Genomic DNA, 15,900 nt, shown 5'->3' on the forward strand with positions numbered 1-15,900 from the left:
CGCGCACCGAAAGAGCCCCATGCTGAGCGCCCAACACCTCGAAATCACCTTCAACCCCGGCACGCCGATCGAAACCCGCGCATTGCGCGGCATGTCGCTGGACATTCCGGCCGGGCAGTTCGTCACCGTCATTGGCTCCAATGGCGCCGGCAAGTCCACCTTTCTGAATGCCATTTCGGGCGATCAGACAGTGGACAGCGGCCGCATCGCCATCGATGGCGTGGACGTCACCCGTATGCCCGTGTGGGCCCGTGCCGAGCGCGTGGCGCGCGTGTTCCAGGACCCGATGGCGGGCACCTGCGAAGACCTCACCATCGAAGAGAACATGGCACTGGCCCAGCGCCGTGGCACGTTCCGCAACCTGGGCCGCGCCGTCAAGGCATCGATGCGCGAGGGCTTTCGCGAGCGCCTGGCCACGCTGGGCCTGGGGCTGGAAAACCGCCTGACTGACCGCATCGGCCTGCTCTCTGGCGGCCAGCGCCAGGCCGTGAGCCTGCTGATGGCAGCGCTGCAGCCCTCGCGCATCCTGCTGCTTGACGAGCACACCGCCGCACTCGACCCGCGCACCGCCGACTTCGTGCTGCGCCTGACCGAACGCATCGTGGCCGAACAGAAGCTCACCACCATGATGGTCACGCACAGCATGCGCCAGGCGCTGGATGTGGGCGACCGCACGGTGATGCTGCACCAGGGCCAGGTGGTGCTGGATGTGTCGGGCGAAGAGCGCAAGCGCCTGGATGTGCCCGACCTGCTGCAGATGTTCGAGAAGGTGCGCGGCGAAAAGCTGGCCGACGACGCGTTGCTGCTGGGCTGACAGCAGCCAGCCACCCCACCAAAACGCTACTGAATTGATAGCTGCTGGCGCTTACTGGGTAAGCGCCAGCAGCTATTTTTGTTCATAACGCCCCCATTACACGCCCAACGGTAGATCCGCCTTTTTCAGCGTGCGCAGCACAAAGCTGGAACGGCTGTGGCGAATGCCTTTGATCTTGTAGAGCTTCTCACGCAGCAGGCGCTCGTAGTCGCGCGTGTCTTTCACCACGATGCGCAGCAGGTAGTCGTAGTCGCCCGATACCAGGTGCGCCTCGATCACCTCCGGGATGCTGGCCAGCGTCTCACCAAACTTCTCCAGCGTGTTGTCTGAATGGCTGTCGAGCGTGACCTGTACCAGCACCGTATCGGCCAAATCGAGCGCCTGCGGGTTGATACGCACCGTGTAGCCCTGGATCACCCCGGCTTCTTCCATCTTCTTGATGCGCCCCCAGCAAGGCGAAGGGCTCAGCCCCACGGCCTGCCCAATCTCTTGCAGGCTGGCGCGGGCATCGGCCTGCAGTACAGCGAGAATTTTTCGGTCAATCTTGTCCATGGCAGCCATTATTCCGCCACGGACACCAAATCAGAAGATATTTCTGTTTTATTCAAAATTTGAAGACAAAACAGAAAACAAAACCGGGGCGCACTCTGCATACTCACTGCATCAAGGCGCTCTTACCGGAGCCGCCCCAACTGCCAAGGCCCCGGCTGGTTACCGCCAGCACGGGGCGCTTGCCATTTGGGGCCCACTGCACTGCAGGGCAGACTGCGCAGTTGCCCAGGCGACTGATAAGCACACTTACCAGCACAAACCCCGATGCTCTGGCGCGACAGAGGCCAACATAATGGCTCTGAACCGGCGCGCCACCGTGGCTGCGCCCCACCACAGGAGACACCATGCAATTGACCAAACTCGTCGTCGGCCTGAGCCTTGCTTTGGGCTTTGTTGCCACAGCGGCCGCACAGACCACCATGCGCATCAGCATCTCTACGGCCCAGAACTCGCACCAGGGCGTGGCCATCGACACGTTTGCCAAGGAAGTGGAAAAGCGCACGGGCGGCCGCTACAAGGTGCAGACCTTCTACAACGGTGCACTGGGCGGTGAGCGCGAATCCATCGAAGCCGTGCAGTTGGGCACGCAAGAGCTGGCCTTCAGCTCCAGTGGCCCCATCCCCAACTTTGTGCCCGAGACCAAAATCCTCGACGTGCCCTTCCTGTTCCGCGACAAGGCCCATGCCCGCGCGGTGCTCGATGGCCCCATCGGTCAAGAGCTGCTGGCCAAGTTTGACGCCAAGGGTTTCAAGGCCCTGGCCTGGGCAGAAAACGGCTTCCGTCACATGACGAACAGCAAGCGTTCGGTGAACGGACCTGAAGACCTCAAGGGTCTGAAGATGCGCACCATGGAGAACCCCGTGCACATCGCTGCCTACAAGGGTTTTGGCATCATCACCACGCCCATGGCCTTCCCTGAAGTGTTCACTGCCCTGCAGCAAGGTACGGTGGACGGCCAGGAGAACCCGCTGCCCGTGATCATCTCGGCCAAGTTCGACCAGGTGCAAAAGCACCTGACGCTGACGGGCCACGTCTACTCGCCCTGCATCTTCGTGATGAACAAGGCCGCTTTTGACAAGCTCAGCGCTGCAGACAAGCAGGCCTTCATCGACGCCGCCAAGGAAGGCACCAAGGCCAACCGCGCCCGTGTGGACGAGGACGACGCCAAGGGCGTGGCCGACCTGCGCGCCAAGGGCATGACGGTGGTGGACAACCCCGACAAGGCCAAGTTCGTGGCAGCCCTGGCCCCAGTGAATGCCGAGTTTGAAAAGCAGTTCGGCAAGGCCACGCTCGACAAGATCCGTGCCGTGAAGTAATCGCATGGAATCTTCGCGTTCGCTACACAAATCATAGCTAGTACCGCCCGTTGGCATTGCGCCAACGGGCTTTTTCGTTCATGAAAAAAACTTTTCTTCAATTAGAGCGGTGGACCACCGGCGCAGCCATGGCAGCGGCCTGCCTGATGCTGGCCATCGCCTCGTCGCTGGGCATGTTCCAGATCGTGATGCGCTTCGTGCTGGAGCAGCCTGCCGAGTGGACCGAGGTGCTCATCCGCTTCAGCCTCATCTGGATGGTGTTTCTGGCCATTCCCGCCGCCTTTCGCCAGGGGGCAATGGTGAGCGTGGACGTCCTCTACCGCTGGAGCCCGCCAGCCCTGCGCCGTGTGCTCGATGCGGTGGTGAGCCTGGCCGCGCTGGCGCTGATCGCGGTGATCGTCTGGTTTGGCTGGGACTATGCCAAGCGCGGCGGCGTGCAGACCATGGCGGGGCTGGAATCGGTGTCCATGTACTGGGCCTATTTGGCGCTGCCTGTGGGAGGCCTGTTCAGCGCCGTTGGAATCATCGGCAACTGGGTTGACCCCCAACGCCAGGAACTGGAGACAGCGCAATGACCACCACCATGCTTTTCACCATGGTGTTGTGCTTTGCACTCACCGTCTCGGTGGCCGTGTCCATCGGGCTTGCGTCCATTCTGGGCATTCAGGTGTCCAACGCCAACATGCTGATCTCGGTGAAGGAAATGTTCGCCTCGATCAACAAGTTTCCGCTGGCGGCCATTCCGTTCTTCATTCTGGCCGGCAACCTGATGGAAACCGGCGGCATCTCGCGCCGCCTGGTGGAATTTGCCAAGAGCATTGTGGGCGGCGTGCAAGGCGGCCTGCCCATGACCTGCGTGCTCACCTGCATGATCTTTGCGGCGGTGTCGGGCTCGTCTGTGGCCACCACGTTTGCGATTGGCGCCATTTTGATTCCTGCGCTCATCAAGCACGGCTACCCCACCAGCTACGCAGCAGCCCTGCAGGCCACCAGTGCCGAGCTGGGCGTGATCATTCCACCCTCCATCCCCATGATTCTTTACGGCGTGAGCGCCGAAGTGTCGATTGGCGAGCTGTTCATCGCGGGCTTTGGCCCCGGCATCCTCATCAGCCTGGCGCTGATGGCGTTTGTGTGGGTGTACTGCAAGATCAAAGGCTGGGGCAAGAACGATGGAGATGGGCGCCTGTCCTTGGGCCGTGCCACCTTGCAGGCGGGCTGGGCGCTGCTGATGCCCGTCATCATCCTGGGCGGCATCTATGGCGGCGTGTTCACCCCCACCGAAGCCTCGGCCGTGGCGGTGTTCTATGCACTCCTCGTGGGCGTGGTGATCTACCGCGAGATCAAGGTGAAAGACCTGTACGCCATCCTGCGCAAGTCGGCTCTCTCGTCGGCGGTGATCATGTTCATCATTGCCAACGCCGGGCTGTTTGCCTTTCTCATCACGCGTGCAGGTGTGCCCGATGCGATTGGTCGCTGGCTCGAAGCCGTGCTGCAGTCGCCCACCATGTTCCTGCTGGGGGTGAATGCTGCGCTGTTCATCATCGGCATGTTCATCGAGACCAGCGCCGCCATCATCGTGCTGGCGCCCATCCTTGCGCCGGTGGCGATGCACTTTGGTGTGGACCCGGTGCACTTCGGGCTCATCATGGTGGTGAATCTGGCCATGGGCATGATCACGCCGCCCTTCGGCGTGAACTTGTTTGCGGCCTGCACGGTGGCCAGGATTTCGCTCGATCGCATCGTCGGCCATCTGCTGCCGTTCGTGGGCGTGATCCTGGTGTGCCTGCTGGTCATCACCTATGTGCCATCGATCTCGTTAGGGCTGCGCGACCTGGTCTACGCAAAGTAGGCTTACAATCGCGGCCGTCAGGAGAGAGTGCCCCACCTTCGATGAAGGCAGCGCGGCACCGCCGAAGGCGCAGGCAGCAGCCGAACGCTCAGGCAAAAGGACTGACAACCGCCCGCAGTGATGCGGGCGTTCCCTTGCTGGAGAGAGATGGCTCGCACAGTGCGTGATGAAGCCATCCACCGAAGGAGCAAACCGCACGGCCAGCCAGGGCGCTGCGGTGAATCTCTCAGGTAAAGCGGACAGCAGGGCAAATTCCGTAACCCACCGGGTTGCGGCCCCCATTTGCCCTGGAGTCATCCCATGTCCGCAGCCTCTTCCGCACCCGCCACGCCAGCCGCTCCCCTGCTCACCACCCCGCTGAACGCATTGCACATCGAACTGGGTGCCCGCATGGTGCCGTTCGCCGGTTACTCCATGCCCGTGCAGTACCCCGCTGGCCTGATGGCCGAGCACGTACACACCCGCACCGCCGCAGGCCTGTTCGACGTGTCGCACATGGGCCAGCTCAAGCTCATCGGAGCGGATGCTGCTGCCGCGTTTGAAACCCTGATGCCCGTGGACGTGATCGACCTGCCCGTGGGCAAGCAACGCTACGGCCTGCTGCTGACCGACGAAGGCACCATCATCGACGACCTGATGTTCTTCAACCAGGGCGTGGTGGACGGCGAGCCTACGCTGTTCGTCATCGTCAACGGCGCGTGCAAGGTGGGTGACATTGCCCACATCCAGGCCCGCATCGGCCAGCGCTGCAAGGTCGTGCCCATGCCCGACCACGCCCTGCTGGCGCTGCAAGGCCCGCAAGCTGCCACCGCCCTCGCCCGCCTGGCACCCGGCGTGGAAAAGCTGGTGTTCATGACCGGTGGCGCGTTCAGCATTGCAGGCTGCGACTGCTTTGTGACCCGCAGCGGCTACACCGGTGAAGACGGTTTTGAAATCTCGGTGCCCGCCGCACAGGCCGACACCTTGGCCCGCGCCCTGCTGGCCCAGCCCGAAGTCAAGCCCATTGGCCTGGGCGCGCGCAACTCGCTGCGCCTGGAAGCCGGCTTGTGCCTGTATGGCAACGACATCGACACCACCACCACGCCCCCTGAAGCTGCACTGAACTGGGCCATCCAGAAGGTGCGCCGCACCGGCGGTGCCCGTGCAGGCGGCTTCCCCGGCGCCGACAAGGTGCTGGCCCAGATCGACAACCCCGCCACGCTGGCACGCAAGCGCGTGGGCCTGGTGGCGCTGGAGCGTGTGCCCGTGCGCGAACACACCGAACTGCAAAGCACGGACGGCCAGAAGATTGGCGAAGTGACCAGCGGCCTGCTGGGCCCCACCGTCAACGAACCCATCGCCATCGGCTACGTCACGCCCGCCTTCGCAGCGGTGGGCACACGCGTCAACGCCATGGTGCGCGGCAAGGCCGTGCCCATGGAAGTGCGCGCCATGCCTTTCGTGCCCGCCAACTACTACCGCGGATAAGTGACCCAGCGCGCCCCCACCGGGCGCAGAACGGCCCGCCACAAAACGCGCCAAGCCGCTTACATTGCAGATTCCTAAACTTTTTCAATTGCTTGAGGAGCTCCCCATGACCGTCAAATTCTCCAAAGACCACGAGTGGATCAACGCCGCTGATGCCAACGCCGCTGTGGTGGGTATCACCGTGCATGCGCAAGACGCGCTGGGCGACGTGGTGTTTGTGGACCTGCCCGAAGTGGGTGCCACATTCAACCAGGGCGAAGTGGCTGGCGTGGTCGAGTCGGTGAAAGCCGCTGCAGACGTGTACATGCCCGTCACCGGCGAAATCGTGGAAGTGAACGAAGCCCTGCGAGCAGACCCGTCCCTCGCCAACAGCGACCCGCTCAACGCTGGCTGGTTCTTCAAGGTCAAGCTGGCCGATGCTGCCCAGCTCAATGACCTGATGGACGAGACCGCCTACAGCGCCTTCGCTGCCAGCGCCTGATTCTTTCACTATAAAAACCATAGCTGCCAGCGCTTATTCCTGAAGCCTTCAGAGCCAAAAAACCTCTGAAACAGGAGCCCCACAGCGCGGCGGCTTTTCTTTCACCTGCCCACCCCTGCCCGCACCATGAACGCGCCCGCCCTGCCCCTGTCTGCGCTTGAGAACGCCGCCGAATTCCTGCCCCGCCACATCGGCATCGACGCAGCGGACGAAGCCCACATGCTGTCCGTGATTGGCGAGGCCTCGCGCCGCGCACTCATCGACTCCATCGTGCCGCGCTCCATCGCGCGCACGCAGGCCATGGACCTGCCCCCGGCCACCACCGAGGCGGCAGCGCTGGCCGAACTAAAGGCCATCGCGGGCAAGAACAAGCTGCTCAAGAGTTTTATCGGCCAAGGCTACTACGGCACGCACACGCCCGGCGTCATCCTGCGCAACATTCTGGAAAACCCCGCCTGGTACACCGCCTACACGCCCTACCAGGCTGAAATCTCCCAAGGCCGCATGGAAGCCCTGGTCAACTTCCAGACCATGGTGTGCGACCTGACGGGCATGCCCATTGCCAACGCATCCATGCTCGACGAAGCCACGGCGGCTGCCGAGGCGATGACGCTGGCCAAGCGCTCGGTGAAAGCCAAGAGCAACGTGTTCGTGGTGGCGGGCGACGCGCATCCGCAAACCATTGAAGTGATCCAGACCCGCGCCAAGCCCCTGGGCCTGGAAGTGCGCCTGGCCAACTCGGCCGAAGAGTGGAACACCCTGCTGGACGGCGACTACTTCGCCGCGCTGGCCCAATACCCCGCCACCCACGGCCGCATTGACGACCTGCGCGCTGACGTGGAAAAGGCCCATGCCAAGCAAGCCGCCTTCATCGTAGCCGCTGACCTGCTGGCCCTGACGCTGATCACGCCCCCCGGCGAACAAGGCGCCGACATCGTGGTCGGCACCACCCAGCGCTTTGGCATGCCCATGGGCGCCGGTGGCCCCCACGCTGCCTACATGGCGTGCCGCGACGAATTCAAGCGCAGCATGCCCGGCCGCCTCGTGGGTGTGAGCGTGGACGTGCATGGCAAGCCCGCTTACCGCCTGGCCCTGCAAACGCGCGAACAGCACATCCGCCGCGAAAAGGCTACCTCCAACATCTGCACTGCGCAGGTGCTGCCCGCCGTCATCGCCAGCATGTACGCCGTGTACCACGGCCCAGAAGGCCTCAAGCGCATTGCCCAGCGCGTGGCCAGCTACACCGCCATCCTGGCGCAAGGCCTGAAGCAACTGGGCGCCCCCGTGCGTGAACAAGCCAGCTTTGACACGCTGAGCCTGCACACCGGCGCCGCTACCAAAACAATAGCTGCCCGCGCTGTATCCATGGGCGCTAACCTGCGAATTTACTTTGAAGAATACCTGTGCATCTCGCTGGACGAGACCACGACACGCGCCGACATCGAGCTGCTGTGGAAGGTGTTCGCCAAAGACGGGCAACCCCTCCCCACCTTCGACGCCTTTGAAAACGGCGTGGAGTCGCTGATCCCTGCCGCCCTGCGCCGCACCAGCAGCTACCTCACACACCCGGTGTTCAACACCCACCACTCCGAAACCGGCATGTTGCGCTACATCCGCGCGCTGTCTGACAAAGACCTGGCCCTGGACCGCAGCATGATCCCGCTGGGCTCGTGCACCATGAAGCTCAACGCCACCAGCGAGATGATTCCCATCACCTGGCCCGAATTTGCCAACGTGCACCCCTTCGCCCCTGCCGGCCAGCAGCAAGGCTACAAGGAACTGGACGAGCTGCTGCGCGCCTGGCTGTGCCAGGCCACCGGCTACGCAGGCATCAGCCTGCAGCCCAATGCAGGTTCGCAAGGCGAATACGCTGGCCTGCTGGCCATCAAGGGCTACCACGAATCGCGGGGTGAAGGCCACCGCAACATCTGCCTGATCCCCAGCAGCGCCCACGGCACCAACCCCGCCAGCGCGCAAATGGTGGGCATGCAGGTGGTGGTGACCAAGTGCGACGACAACGGCAACGTGGACCTGGCCGACCTGAAGGCCAAGTGCGAACAGCACAGCGCCAATTTGGCCGCGATCATGATCACCTACCCCAGCACGCACGGCGTGTTCGAGACCAGCGTGAAGGAACTGTGCGCCCTGGTACACAGCCACGGTGGCCGCGTGTATGTGGACGGAGCCAACATGAACGCCCTGGTGGGCGTGGCCGCCCCCGGCGAGTTTGGCGGCGACGTGAGCCACCTGAACCTGCACAAAACCTTCTGCATCCCCCACGGCGGTGGCGGCCCCGGCGTCGGCCCCGTCTGCGTGGTGGAAGACCTGGTTCCCTTCCTGCCCGGCCATGACACGGGCGGCGTGAAGGGCGGCGTGGGTGCCGTCAGCGCCGCGCCCCTGGGCAACGCCGCCGTGCTGCCCATCAGCTGGATGTACATCCGCATGATGGGCGCCGAAGGCCTGAAGGCCGCCACCGAAACCGCCATCCTGAGCGCCAACTACATCAGCGCCTGCCTCAAGGACCACTACCCCACGCTGTACGCCAGCGAAGGCAAGGATGGAAAAAGCGGCCACGTGGCCCACGAGTGCATTCTGGATCTGCGCCACCTCAAGGACACCAGCGGCGTAATGGCCGAAGACGTGGCCAAGCGCCTCATCGACTACGGCTTCCACGCGCCCACGCTGAGCTTCCCTGTGCCCAACACGCTGATGGTGGAGCCCACCGAGAGCGAAACCCTGTTTGAGCTGGACCGCTTCATCGACGCGATGATCGCCATCCGCGAAGAAATCCGCCAGATCGAAAACGGCCAACTGCCGCAAGACAACAACCCGCTCAAGAACGCGCCCCACACGGCAGAGAGCCTGCTGGCCGCCGATTGGAACCGCCCCTACACCCGCGAAGCCGCCGCCTACCCCGTGGCCGCCCTACGCAGCAACAAATACTGGTCGCCCGTGGGCCGGGTGGACAACGTCTACGGCGACCGCAACCTGTTCTGCAGCTGCTTGCCGGTGAGCGAATTGGCGTAAAGCCCGCTGATGCAGCGCTGTAACGGCGCTGCCCATGAAAACAAAGGCCCGGTGACGGGCCTTTGTGTTTTACGGAGGCTGATTCCGTTTCCAAATCACTCATGTCTAGGCGCAAAGCCGCTGACAGTGCTGCAGCACGACAAGGCGAAGCAACAACGATAAAGATGATTTGGAAATGGGATTACAGCGCATCGAGCGGGCTGAGCACCCCGCGCCCTCCCTTGCTCAGCACATGCGTGTAAATCATGGTGGTGCTCACATCCGCATGGCCGAGCAACTCTTGCACCGTTCGAATGTCGTAGCCCGCTTGCAGCAGATGCGTGGCAAACGAGTGGCGCAGCACATGCGGACTCACTGGTTTGTCGATCTGCGCCAACTGGGCCGCCTCGCGTACCGCGCGCTGCACCGACTCAGGGTACACATGGTGGCGCCGCTCCAGCAAGGCACCCGTCGCCGCGTCGGGGCGCGGATCCACTGAGCGCACAGGCGACGGAAACACCCATTGCCAGGCCCAGCTGCGGTCCGCCTGGGCGTACTTCACCGCCAACGCGTGCGGCAAATGCACACGGCCAAATCCCGCCGCCAAATCCTTCTCGTGCAACGCCCGCGCCTTCTGCAATTGCTGCTGCAAAGGGCCGATCAGGTTTTCGGGCAACACGGTGATGCGGTCTTTATTGCCTTTGCCTTCGCGAATCACAATCTCGCGCCGGGCAAACTCCACATCCTTGACGCGCAGGCGCAGCGCCTCCAGCAAACGCATACCCGTGCCATACAGCAACTGCGCAATCAGCCCGGTGGTGCCCTGCGTGTGCAGCAGCAAAGTGCGCACCTCGGCGGCCGTCAACACCACCGGCAAACGCCTGGGCGTTTTGGCTTGCACCACATCGTCCAGCCAAGGCAAATCCACACCCAGCACCTGCTTGTACAAATACAAAATCGCGGCTTTCGCCTGATTCTGGGTTGAAGCAGATACTTGGCGCTGCACCGCCAAATATGTCAAAAATGCCTCTACCTCCGCCGCACCCATTTCTTGGGGATGCCGCTTTCCGTGAAACAGGATAAAGCGCCGCGCCCAATCGACATAAGCCGTCTCGGTGCGAATGCTGTAATGGCGCGTGCGCAGATGATCACGCAAACGATCCAAAAGTTTCGGCGCTGGAGCGCCGCCTGGAACGTCCGACGCGGCGGGAGCGACACGATCGGAAGACGATTTCATCCGGGGAATTTTAGGTTTGCCTAAACGGCATCACCTAAGTACTATCCCTGTGGATCCAGGGATACATCTTGTTTTGGCAGACCAACTTGGTTACGATGGATGCCGTCTAATTTAAGTTAGCACCACTGAAAACCAATTTATGTCGCCCATGCTTTTTCAAACGGCATTCAATTCCTCAAGCGTTGGGCAGCGCTTGGTTTGCCGTTTCTCCGGGCTTCGCCTGCTGGCGTTACGCTGGTTTTTGGTCTTTTTAGCCTCTATCCCTTGCGTAGCAAGCGCAAGCAGCTATTGTTTTGCAAGCGCTGTGCTGCTTCGGTGGCGCAGCGCTTTTCCGCAGTTCGTGCCCGTCGCCAAATTCAAGTTACTCGTTTTGGCTTCTGGTTCTAACATTCCGGTCAAGCCGACCCGCATTCTGCGGTCGGCTTACCTCGCCCGTTAGCCGCTTAGAAAATCGCTTTATCTAGCCCATGCTTTATTCACCGGCATTTAGCTTCTCAAGCGGTTATCCGCTGGGTGTTTTGCCGTGTGCCGGGCTTCGCCTTGGAGTGCTGCGCCAGTTTCAAGCCTTTTTGACCTCCAGCGCTTGCGCAGCGTGCGCTTCCAGCTATCATTTTTCAAGCATTGCGTCGCCTCCGTGGCGCAGCGCTTTTTCGCGGTTTGCGCCCGTCGTCAATCTGGGGTTTCCCGTTCTGGCTTCTGGGTCTAACTGTGCAGTCAAGCCGACCCGCCTTCGGCGGGCGGCTTACTTTCGTTCGTTAGTCCCATCACCCGCTCTATGCGCGCAGCCACCTGTTCCAGCGCTCCGCCCTGTTCCAAAGGCTTTCAAGCCTTTTGGGCCTCCAGCGCTTGTGCAGCAAGCGCCACCAGCTATCCTTCTTGCAGCGCTGCGCCGCTTCCGTGGCCCAGCGCTTTTTCCTGGGCCGCGCACGTCTTCAAGGCTGGGCGCTCCCTTTTGGCCTTCGGGTCTAACTCTGCGGTCAAGCGGACCCGCATTCTGCGGGCCGCTTACCTTGGCCGTTAGTCCCTTCATATTCCGCTTTTATGCAGGCCAGCATTTATTCCAGCGTCTCGCCTTTCTCAGAGCTTTCTCCTTTGGGTTTTTGGCGCTCTGCTGGGCTTCGCCTGCGTGCACAGCGCAAGTTTCATGCCTTTTTGGCCTCCAGCGCTTGCACAGCAAGCGCCACCAGCTATCATTCTTGCAGCGCTGCGCCGCTTCCGTGGCCCAGCGGTTTTTCGTGGGCTGCGCCCGTCTTCAAGGCTTGGCGCTCCCTTTTGGCCTTCGGGTCTAACTCTGCGGTCAAGCGGACTGGCTTTCAGCCAGCCGCTTACCTTGGCCGTTAGTCCCATCACCCGTTTCATGCGCGCAGCCACTTATTTCAGCGCTCGGCCCTGTTCCAAAGGCTTTAAAGCCTTTTGGGCCGCCAGCGCTTGTGTAGAAAGCGCCACCAGCTATCCTTCTTGCAGCGCTGCGCCGCTTCCGTGGCCCAGCGGTTTTTCGTGGGCTGCGCACATCTTCAAGTCTGGGCGCTCCCTTTTGGCCTTCGGGTCTAACTTTGCGGTCAAGCGGACCCGCATTCTGCGGGCCGCTTACCTTGGCTGTTAGCACCACAGAAAACCAATTTATTTCGCCCATGCTTATTCAAACGGCATTCAATTTTTCAAGCGTTATTCAGCGCTGGGTTTGTCGTTTTTCCGGGCTTCGCCTGTTGGCGTTACGCTGGCTTTTGGTCTTTTTGGCCTCTAGCCCTTGTGCAGCAAGCGCCAGCAGCTATTTTTTTCGTAGTGCTGCGCAGCCTCGGTGGCGCTGCGCTTTTTCGCAGTTCGTGCCCGTCGCCAAATCCAAGTTATCGGTTTTGGCTTCTGGCTCTAACATTTCGGTCAAGCCGACCCGCCTTCGGCGGTCGGCTTACCTCGCCCGTTAGTCCCATCGCCCGCCTCTATGCGCGCAGCCACTCGTTCCAGCGTTCGGCCCTGTTTCAAAGGGTTCCAAGCCTTTTTGGCCTCCAGCGCTTGTGTAGAAAGCGCCGCCAGCTATCATTCTTGCAGCGCTGCGCCGCTTTCGTGGCCCAGCGCTTTTTCGTGGGCTGCGCCCGTCTTCAAGGCTTGGCGCTCCCTTTTGGCCTTCGGGTCTAACTCTGCGTTCAAGCCGACCCGCATACTGCGGGCGGCTTACCTAGTCCGTTAGCCTGTTCAAAACCCGCATTATTTAGGCCCATGCTTTATTCACCGGCATTTACCTTCTCAAGCGTTTATCCGCTGGTTTTTTTGCCGTGTGCCGGGCTTCGCCTTGGGGTGCTTCGCCAGTTTCAAGCCTTTTTGGCCTCTACCGCTTGTGCAGCTTGCGCTAGTAGCTATCATTTTTCAGGCATTGCGCCGCTTCCGTGGCGCCGTGCTTTTTCGCAGTTTGCGCCCGTCGTCAAGTTGGGGTTTCCCGTTTTGGCGTCTGGGTCTAACTGTGCAGTCAAGCCGACCCGCCTTCGGCGGGCGGCTTACTTTGGCCGTTAGTCCCTTCATATTCCTCTTTATGCAGGCCAGCATTTATTCCAGCGCTCCGCCAATCTCAAAGGTTTCTCCTTTGGGGTTTTGGCGCTGCGCCGGGCTTCGCCTGTCTGCACTGCGCAAGTTTCAAGCCTTTTTGGCCTCCAGCGCTTGTGCAGTAAGCGCCACCAGCTATCATTCTTGCAGTGCTGCACCGCTTCCGTGGCCCAGCGCTTTTTCTTGGGCTGCGCCTTTCTTCAAGGCTGGGCGCTCCCTTTTGGCCTTCGGGTCTAACTCTGCGGTCAAGCGGACCCGCATTCTGCGGGCCGCTTACCTTGGCCGTTAGTCCCATCACCCGCTTTATGCGCGCAGCCACTTATTTCAGCGCTCCGCCCTGTTCCAAAGGCTTTCAAGCCTTTTGGGCCTCCAGCGCTTGTGCAGCAAGCGCTACCAGCTATCATTCTTGCAGCGCTGCGCCGCTTTCATGGGCCAGCGCTTTTTCGTGGGCTGCGCCCGTGTCCAAGTCCGGGCGCTCCCTTTTGGCCTTCGGGTCTAACCCGGCGTTCAAGCCGACCCGCCTACGGCGGGCGGCTTACCTTGGCCGTTAGAACTTACAAGCCCAACATGTCACACGCTACCTCACGTCGAAACCTAATTACTTCATGCATTGATGCGATTAAAGATGCAGAGGCGCTCTACTCGAAATGGACTGATGGCATCACGATGCGATCAGCACCTGAATCTCTCGTTCAAATGAAGATCGCTGAGAACCTTGCCAAATCGGGAGATGTCGTATTTCTAGAAGCGTCCGTCAAAGACATCATGTCTCTGGCTATTGGCGAAGATCCACCCGATCTGTCGCGAGGAGATCGAGGAAGGATTGATATCGCGGTCTACTACAAGTCGAAGGGAAAGCGCGCTTGCCCACGCTTTGTTGTCGAGGTAAAAAAACTAACAACCCACCATAGCCTCGACCAAGACCACGCCCGAATCAGAGAGCTTCTTAAACTGTGCCCAGATATACAAAACGGCATCATGATCGGCTATGGCACAGCAGTAAATGCAGAAACAGCACTTCGGAAAGTTCTCAAGGTAACCGAACACCTCCCTTGCAAAAGGGTTCGAACTCTTGATCCCATGCCAGTGACTGGCAGAGACAAGAAGCCTCGCTATCTAGCAGCAGGTGTATTTCGGGTGGAGCGCGAGTAAGTTCTAACCCCTCATTCAACGGGACGCCTTGCGGCGCCCGTTAATTCGAACGTTAGTCCCATCACCCGTTTCATGCGCGCACCCACCTGTTCCAGCGCTCCGCCCTGTTCCAAAGGCTTTCAAGCCTTTTGGGCCTCCAGCGCTTGTGCAGCAAGCGCCACCAGCTATCCTTCTTGCAGCGCTGCGCCGCTTTCGTGGCCCAGCGCTTTTTCGTGGGCTGCGCACGTCTTCAAGGCTGGGCGCCCCCTTTTGGCCTTCGGGTCTAACTCTGCGCTCAAGCGGACCCGCATTCTGCGGGCCGCTTACCTTGGCCGTTAGTCCCTTCATATTCCGCTTTATGCAGGCCAGCATTTACTCCAGCGGTTCGCCTTTCTCACAGGTTTCTCCTTTGAGGTTTCGGCGCTGCGCCGGGCTTCGCCTGCATTCGCCGCGCAAGTTTCAAGCCTTTTTGGCCTCTAGCCCTTGTCAGCAAGCGCTGCCAGCTATCATTCTTGCAGCGTTGCGCCGCTCCCGAGGGCCAGCGCTTTTTCCTGGGCCGCACCCGTCTTTAAGTTTGGGCGCTCCCTTCTGGCCTTCGGGTCTAACTATTCGTCGCAGCCGACCGCCTACGGCGGCGGCTGAACTCAGGGCGTTAGTCCCATCACCCGCTTTATGCGCGCAGCCACCTGTTCCAGCGCTCCGCCCTGTTCCAAAGGCTTTCAAGCCTTTTGGGCCTCCAGCGCTTGTGCAGCAAGCGCCACCAGCTATCCTTCTTGCAGCGCTGCGCCGCTTCCGTGGCCCAGCGGTTTTTCCTGGGCTGCGCCCGTCTTCAAGTCAGGGCGCCCCCTTTTGGCCTTCGGGTCTAACTCTGCGCTCAAGCGGACTGGCTTTCAGCCAGCCGCTTACCTTGGCCGTTAGTCCCTTCATATTCCCGCTTTATGCAGGCCGCTATTTATTCCAGCGCTTCGCATGTCTCAAAGGCTTTCCAAGCCTTTTTGGCCGCCAGCGCTTGCCAGTCAAGCGCCACCAGCTATCCTTCTTGCAGCGCTGCGCCGCTTTCGTGGCCCAGCGGTTTTTCGTGGGCTGCGCCCTTGTCCAAGTCCGGGCGCTCCCTTTTGGCCTTCGGGTCTAACTCTGCGGTCAAGCGGACCCGCATTCTGCGGGCCGCTTACCTTGGCCGTTAGCCTGCCTTTTATTCCTGCTCATTTCAGCCCATGAATATTCAAACGCCATTTACCCTCGCAAGCGTTTATCCGCTGGGTGTTTGGCGTTCGCTCGGGCTTCGCCTGCATGGGTTGTCCCAGTTTCAAGCCTTTTTGGCCTCTAGCCCTTGTGCAGCAAGCGCTGGCAGCTCTGGTTTTCGTAGTCCGTGGCCTGTGCGGTCACTTTCGTTTTTGCGCTTTGGGTCTAACCCGGCGCTCAAGCCGACCCGCATACTGCGGGCGGCTTACCTAGTCCGTTAGCCGCTTAGAAACCCGCTTTATTCAGGCCCATGTTTTATTCACCGGCATT

24 protein-coding genes, 1 pseudogene and 2 riboswitches are annotated in these 15,900 nt (G+C 61.1%); of the genes and pseudogenes, 23 read left to right on the forward strand and 2 right to left on the reverse strand.

Going from position 1 to position 15,900, the window contains the following annotated elements:
* Positions 1 to 19 precede the first annotated feature (19 nt).
* Positions 20 to 814 carry an ABC transporter ATP-binding protein gene (locus tag IHV84_RS12045; protein ID WP_066697352.1) on the forward strand — a complete coding sequence of 265 codons (795 nt, stop codon included), beginning with the start codon at positions 20 to 22 and terminating at the stop codon, positions 812 to 814.
* Between the two features lie 96 nt (positions 815 to 910).
* On the opposite strand, the gene IHV84_RS12050 is transcribed toward IHV84_RS12045, so the two are convergent.
* Entirely contained in the window at positions 911 to 1,366 is a 456-nt protein-coding gene (locus IHV84_RS12050; protein WP_044402098.1) for an Lrp/AsnC family transcriptional regulator, read from the reverse strand.
* 344 nt (positions 1,367 to 1,710) lie between these two features.
* Between IHV84_RS12050 and IHV84_RS12055 the strand changes: the two genes are divergently transcribed.
* From IHV84_RS12055 to gcvP, 6 genes are all read left to right on the forward strand, one after another.
* Entirely contained in the window at positions 1,711 to 2,682 is a 972-nt protein-coding gene (locus IHV84_RS12055) for a TRAP transporter substrate-binding protein (RefSeq protein ID WP_044402008.1), read from the forward strand.
* Positions 2,683 to 2,762: 80 nt separating this feature from the next.
* Positions 2,763 to 3,257, forward strand: coding sequence for a TRAP transporter small permease (locus tag IHV84_RS12060; RefSeq protein ID WP_198847034.1), 495 nt, complete (start codon positions 2,763 to 2,765; stop codon positions 3,255 to 3,257).
* Positions 3,254 to 4,531 (forward strand): TRAP transporter large permease, encoded by a 1,278-nt coding sequence (locus IHV84_RS12065; protein ID WP_198847035.1) that lies wholly within the window; start codon positions 3,254 to 3,256, stop codon positions 4,529 to 4,531. The genes IHV84_RS12060 and IHV84_RS12065 overlap by 4 nt, the downstream gene beginning before the upstream one ends.
* An 8-nt stretch (positions 4,532 to 4,539) precedes the next feature.
* A riboswitch (glycine riboswitch) is annotated at positions 4,540 to 4,645 on the forward strand.
* Positions 4,646 to 4,658: 13 nt separating this feature from the next.
* Positions 4,659 to 4,784, forward strand: a riboswitch (glycine riboswitch).
* Between the two features lie 47 nt (positions 4,785 to 4,831).
* On the forward strand, positions 4,832 to 5,998 hold the full coding sequence (gene gcvT, locus IHV84_RS12070; protein ID WP_198847036.1) for a glycine cleavage system aminomethyltransferase GcvT: 1,167 nt from the start codon (positions 4,832 to 4,834) through the stop codon (positions 5,996 to 5,998).
* A 106-nt stretch (positions 5,999 to 6,104) separates the two neighbouring features.
* Complete coding sequence (gene gcvH / locus IHV84_RS12075; protein WP_142084417.1) at positions 6,105 to 6,479, forward strand: glycine cleavage system protein GcvH; 375 nt, start codon at positions 6,105 to 6,107, stop codon at positions 6,477 to 6,479.
* Positions 6,480 to 6,605: 126 nt separating this feature from the next.
* A complete protein-coding gene (gene gcvP, locus IHV84_RS12080) occupies positions 6,606 to 9,506 on the forward strand; it encodes an aminomethyl-transferring glycine dehydrogenase (protein ID WP_198847037.1) in 2,901 nt (966 codons plus the stop codon).
* A gap of 181 nt (positions 9,507 to 9,687) precedes the next feature.
* Here gcvP and IHV84_RS12085 read toward each other — a convergent pair whose 3' ends face one another.
* Positions 9,688 to 10,722 carry an integron integrase gene (locus IHV84_RS12085; protein ID WP_198847038.1) on the reverse strand — a complete coding sequence of 345 codons (1,035 nt, stop codon included), beginning with the start codon at positions 10,720 to 10,722 and terminating at the stop codon, positions 9,688 to 9,690.
* A gap of 148 nt (positions 10,723 to 10,870) precedes the next feature.
* On the opposite strand from IHV84_RS12085, the gene IHV84_RS12090 reads away from it, so the two are divergent.
* The 16 genes and pseudogenes from IHV84_RS12090 (at position 10,871) to IHV84_RS12165 (ending at position 15,851) form a co-directional block, all read left to right on the forward strand.
* The gene (locus IHV84_RS12090; protein ID WP_198847056.1) at positions 10,871 to 11,161 is read left to right on the forward strand and encodes a DUF1010 domain-containing protein; all 291 of its coding nucleotides are present in this window, start codon (positions 10,871 to 10,873) and stop codon (positions 11,159 to 11,161) included.
* 28 nt (positions 11,162 to 11,189) lie between these two features.
* A pseudogene (locus IHV84_RS12095) lies at positions 11,190 to 11,462 on the forward strand (DUF1010 domain-containing protein); the annotation flags it as partial.
* A gap of 35 nt (positions 11,463 to 11,497) precedes the next feature.
* Positions 11,498 to 11,743 carry a DUF1010 domain-containing protein gene (locus IHV84_RS12100; RefSeq protein WP_198847039.1) on the forward strand — a complete coding sequence of 82 codons (246 nt, stop codon included), beginning with the start codon at positions 11,498 to 11,500 and terminating at the stop codon, positions 11,741 to 11,743.
* 20 nt (positions 11,744 to 11,763) lie between these two features.
* Positions 11,764 to 12,063 (forward strand): DUF1010 domain-containing protein, encoded by a 300-nt coding sequence (locus IHV84_RS12105; RefSeq protein ID WP_198847040.1) that lies wholly within the window; start codon positions 11,764 to 11,766, stop codon positions 12,061 to 12,063.
* A 16-nt stretch (positions 12,064 to 12,079) separates the two neighbouring features.
* Complete coding sequence (locus IHV84_RS12110; RefSeq protein WP_198847041.1) at positions 12,080 to 12,325, forward strand: DUF1010 domain-containing protein; 246 nt, start codon at positions 12,080 to 12,082, stop codon at positions 12,323 to 12,325.
* A 28-nt stretch (positions 12,326 to 12,353) separates the two neighbouring features.
* Complete coding sequence (locus tag IHV84_RS12115) at positions 12,354 to 12,644, forward strand: DUF1010 domain-containing protein (RefSeq protein WP_198847042.1); 291 nt, start codon at positions 12,354 to 12,356, stop codon at positions 12,642 to 12,644.
* Positions 12,645 to 12,661: 17 nt separating this feature from the next.
* Positions 12,662 to 12,907, forward strand: coding sequence for a DUF1010 domain-containing protein (locus IHV84_RS12120; protein ID WP_198847043.1), 246 nt, complete (start codon positions 12,662 to 12,664; stop codon positions 12,905 to 12,907).
* Between the two features lie 29 nt (positions 12,908 to 12,936).
* Positions 12,937 to 13,227 carry a DUF1010 domain-containing protein gene (locus IHV84_RS12125; protein ID WP_198847044.1) on the forward strand — a complete coding sequence of 97 codons (291 nt, stop codon included), beginning with the start codon at positions 12,937 to 12,939 and terminating at the stop codon, positions 13,225 to 13,227.
* A 19-nt stretch (positions 13,228 to 13,246) separates the two neighbouring features.
* Complete coding sequence (locus IHV84_RS12130) at positions 13,247 to 13,546, forward strand: DUF1010 domain-containing protein (RefSeq protein WP_198847045.1); 300 nt, start codon at positions 13,247 to 13,249, stop codon at positions 13,544 to 13,546.
* 16 nt (positions 13,547 to 13,562) lie between these two features.
* Positions 13,563 to 13,808, forward strand: coding sequence for a DUF1010 domain-containing protein (locus tag IHV84_RS12135; RefSeq protein ID WP_198847046.1), 246 nt, complete (start codon positions 13,563 to 13,565; stop codon positions 13,806 to 13,808).
* A gap of 16 nt (positions 13,809 to 13,824) precedes the next feature.
* Positions 13,825 to 14,409: a hypothetical protein gene (locus IHV84_RS12140; RefSeq protein ID WP_198847047.1), complete on the forward strand. Its 585-nt coding sequence runs from the start codon at positions 13,825 to 13,827 to the stop codon at positions 14,407 to 14,409.
* Positions 14,410 to 14,481: 72 nt separating this feature from the next.
* Positions 14,482 to 14,727 (forward strand): DUF1010 domain-containing protein, encoded by a 246-nt coding sequence (locus IHV84_RS12145; RefSeq protein WP_198847048.1) that lies wholly within the window; start codon positions 14,482 to 14,484, stop codon positions 14,725 to 14,727.
* Positions 14,728 to 14,871: 144 nt separating this feature from the next.
* Entirely contained in the window at positions 14,872 to 15,030 is a 159-nt protein-coding gene (locus IHV84_RS20450; RefSeq protein WP_233099972.1) for a DUF1010 domain-containing protein, read from the forward strand.
* A 30-nt stretch (positions 15,031 to 15,060) separates the two neighbouring features.
* The gene (locus IHV84_RS12155) at positions 15,061 to 15,306 is read left to right on the forward strand and encodes a DUF1010 domain-containing protein (protein ID WP_198847049.1); all 246 of its coding nucleotides are present in this window, start codon (positions 15,061 to 15,063) and stop codon (positions 15,304 to 15,306) included.
* Between the two features lie 20 nt (positions 15,307 to 15,326).
* Positions 15,327 to 15,572 (forward strand): DUF1010 domain-containing protein, encoded by a 246-nt coding sequence (locus IHV84_RS12160; RefSeq protein ID WP_198847050.1) that lies wholly within the window; start codon positions 15,327 to 15,329, stop codon positions 15,570 to 15,572.
* A gap of 30 nt (positions 15,573 to 15,602) precedes the next feature.
* Positions 15,603 to 15,851 carry a DUF1010 domain-containing protein gene (locus IHV84_RS12165; RefSeq protein WP_198847051.1) on the forward strand — a complete coding sequence of 83 codons (249 nt, stop codon included), beginning with the start codon at positions 15,603 to 15,605 and terminating at the stop codon, positions 15,849 to 15,851.
* Positions 15,852 to 15,900 lie beyond the last annotated feature (49 nt).

The organism is Acidovorax sp. IB03 (genome assembly GCF_016406015.1).
Lineage (GTDB): Bacteria > Pseudomonadota > Gammaproteobacteria > Burkholderiales > Burkholderiaceae_C > Acidovorax > Acidovorax temperans.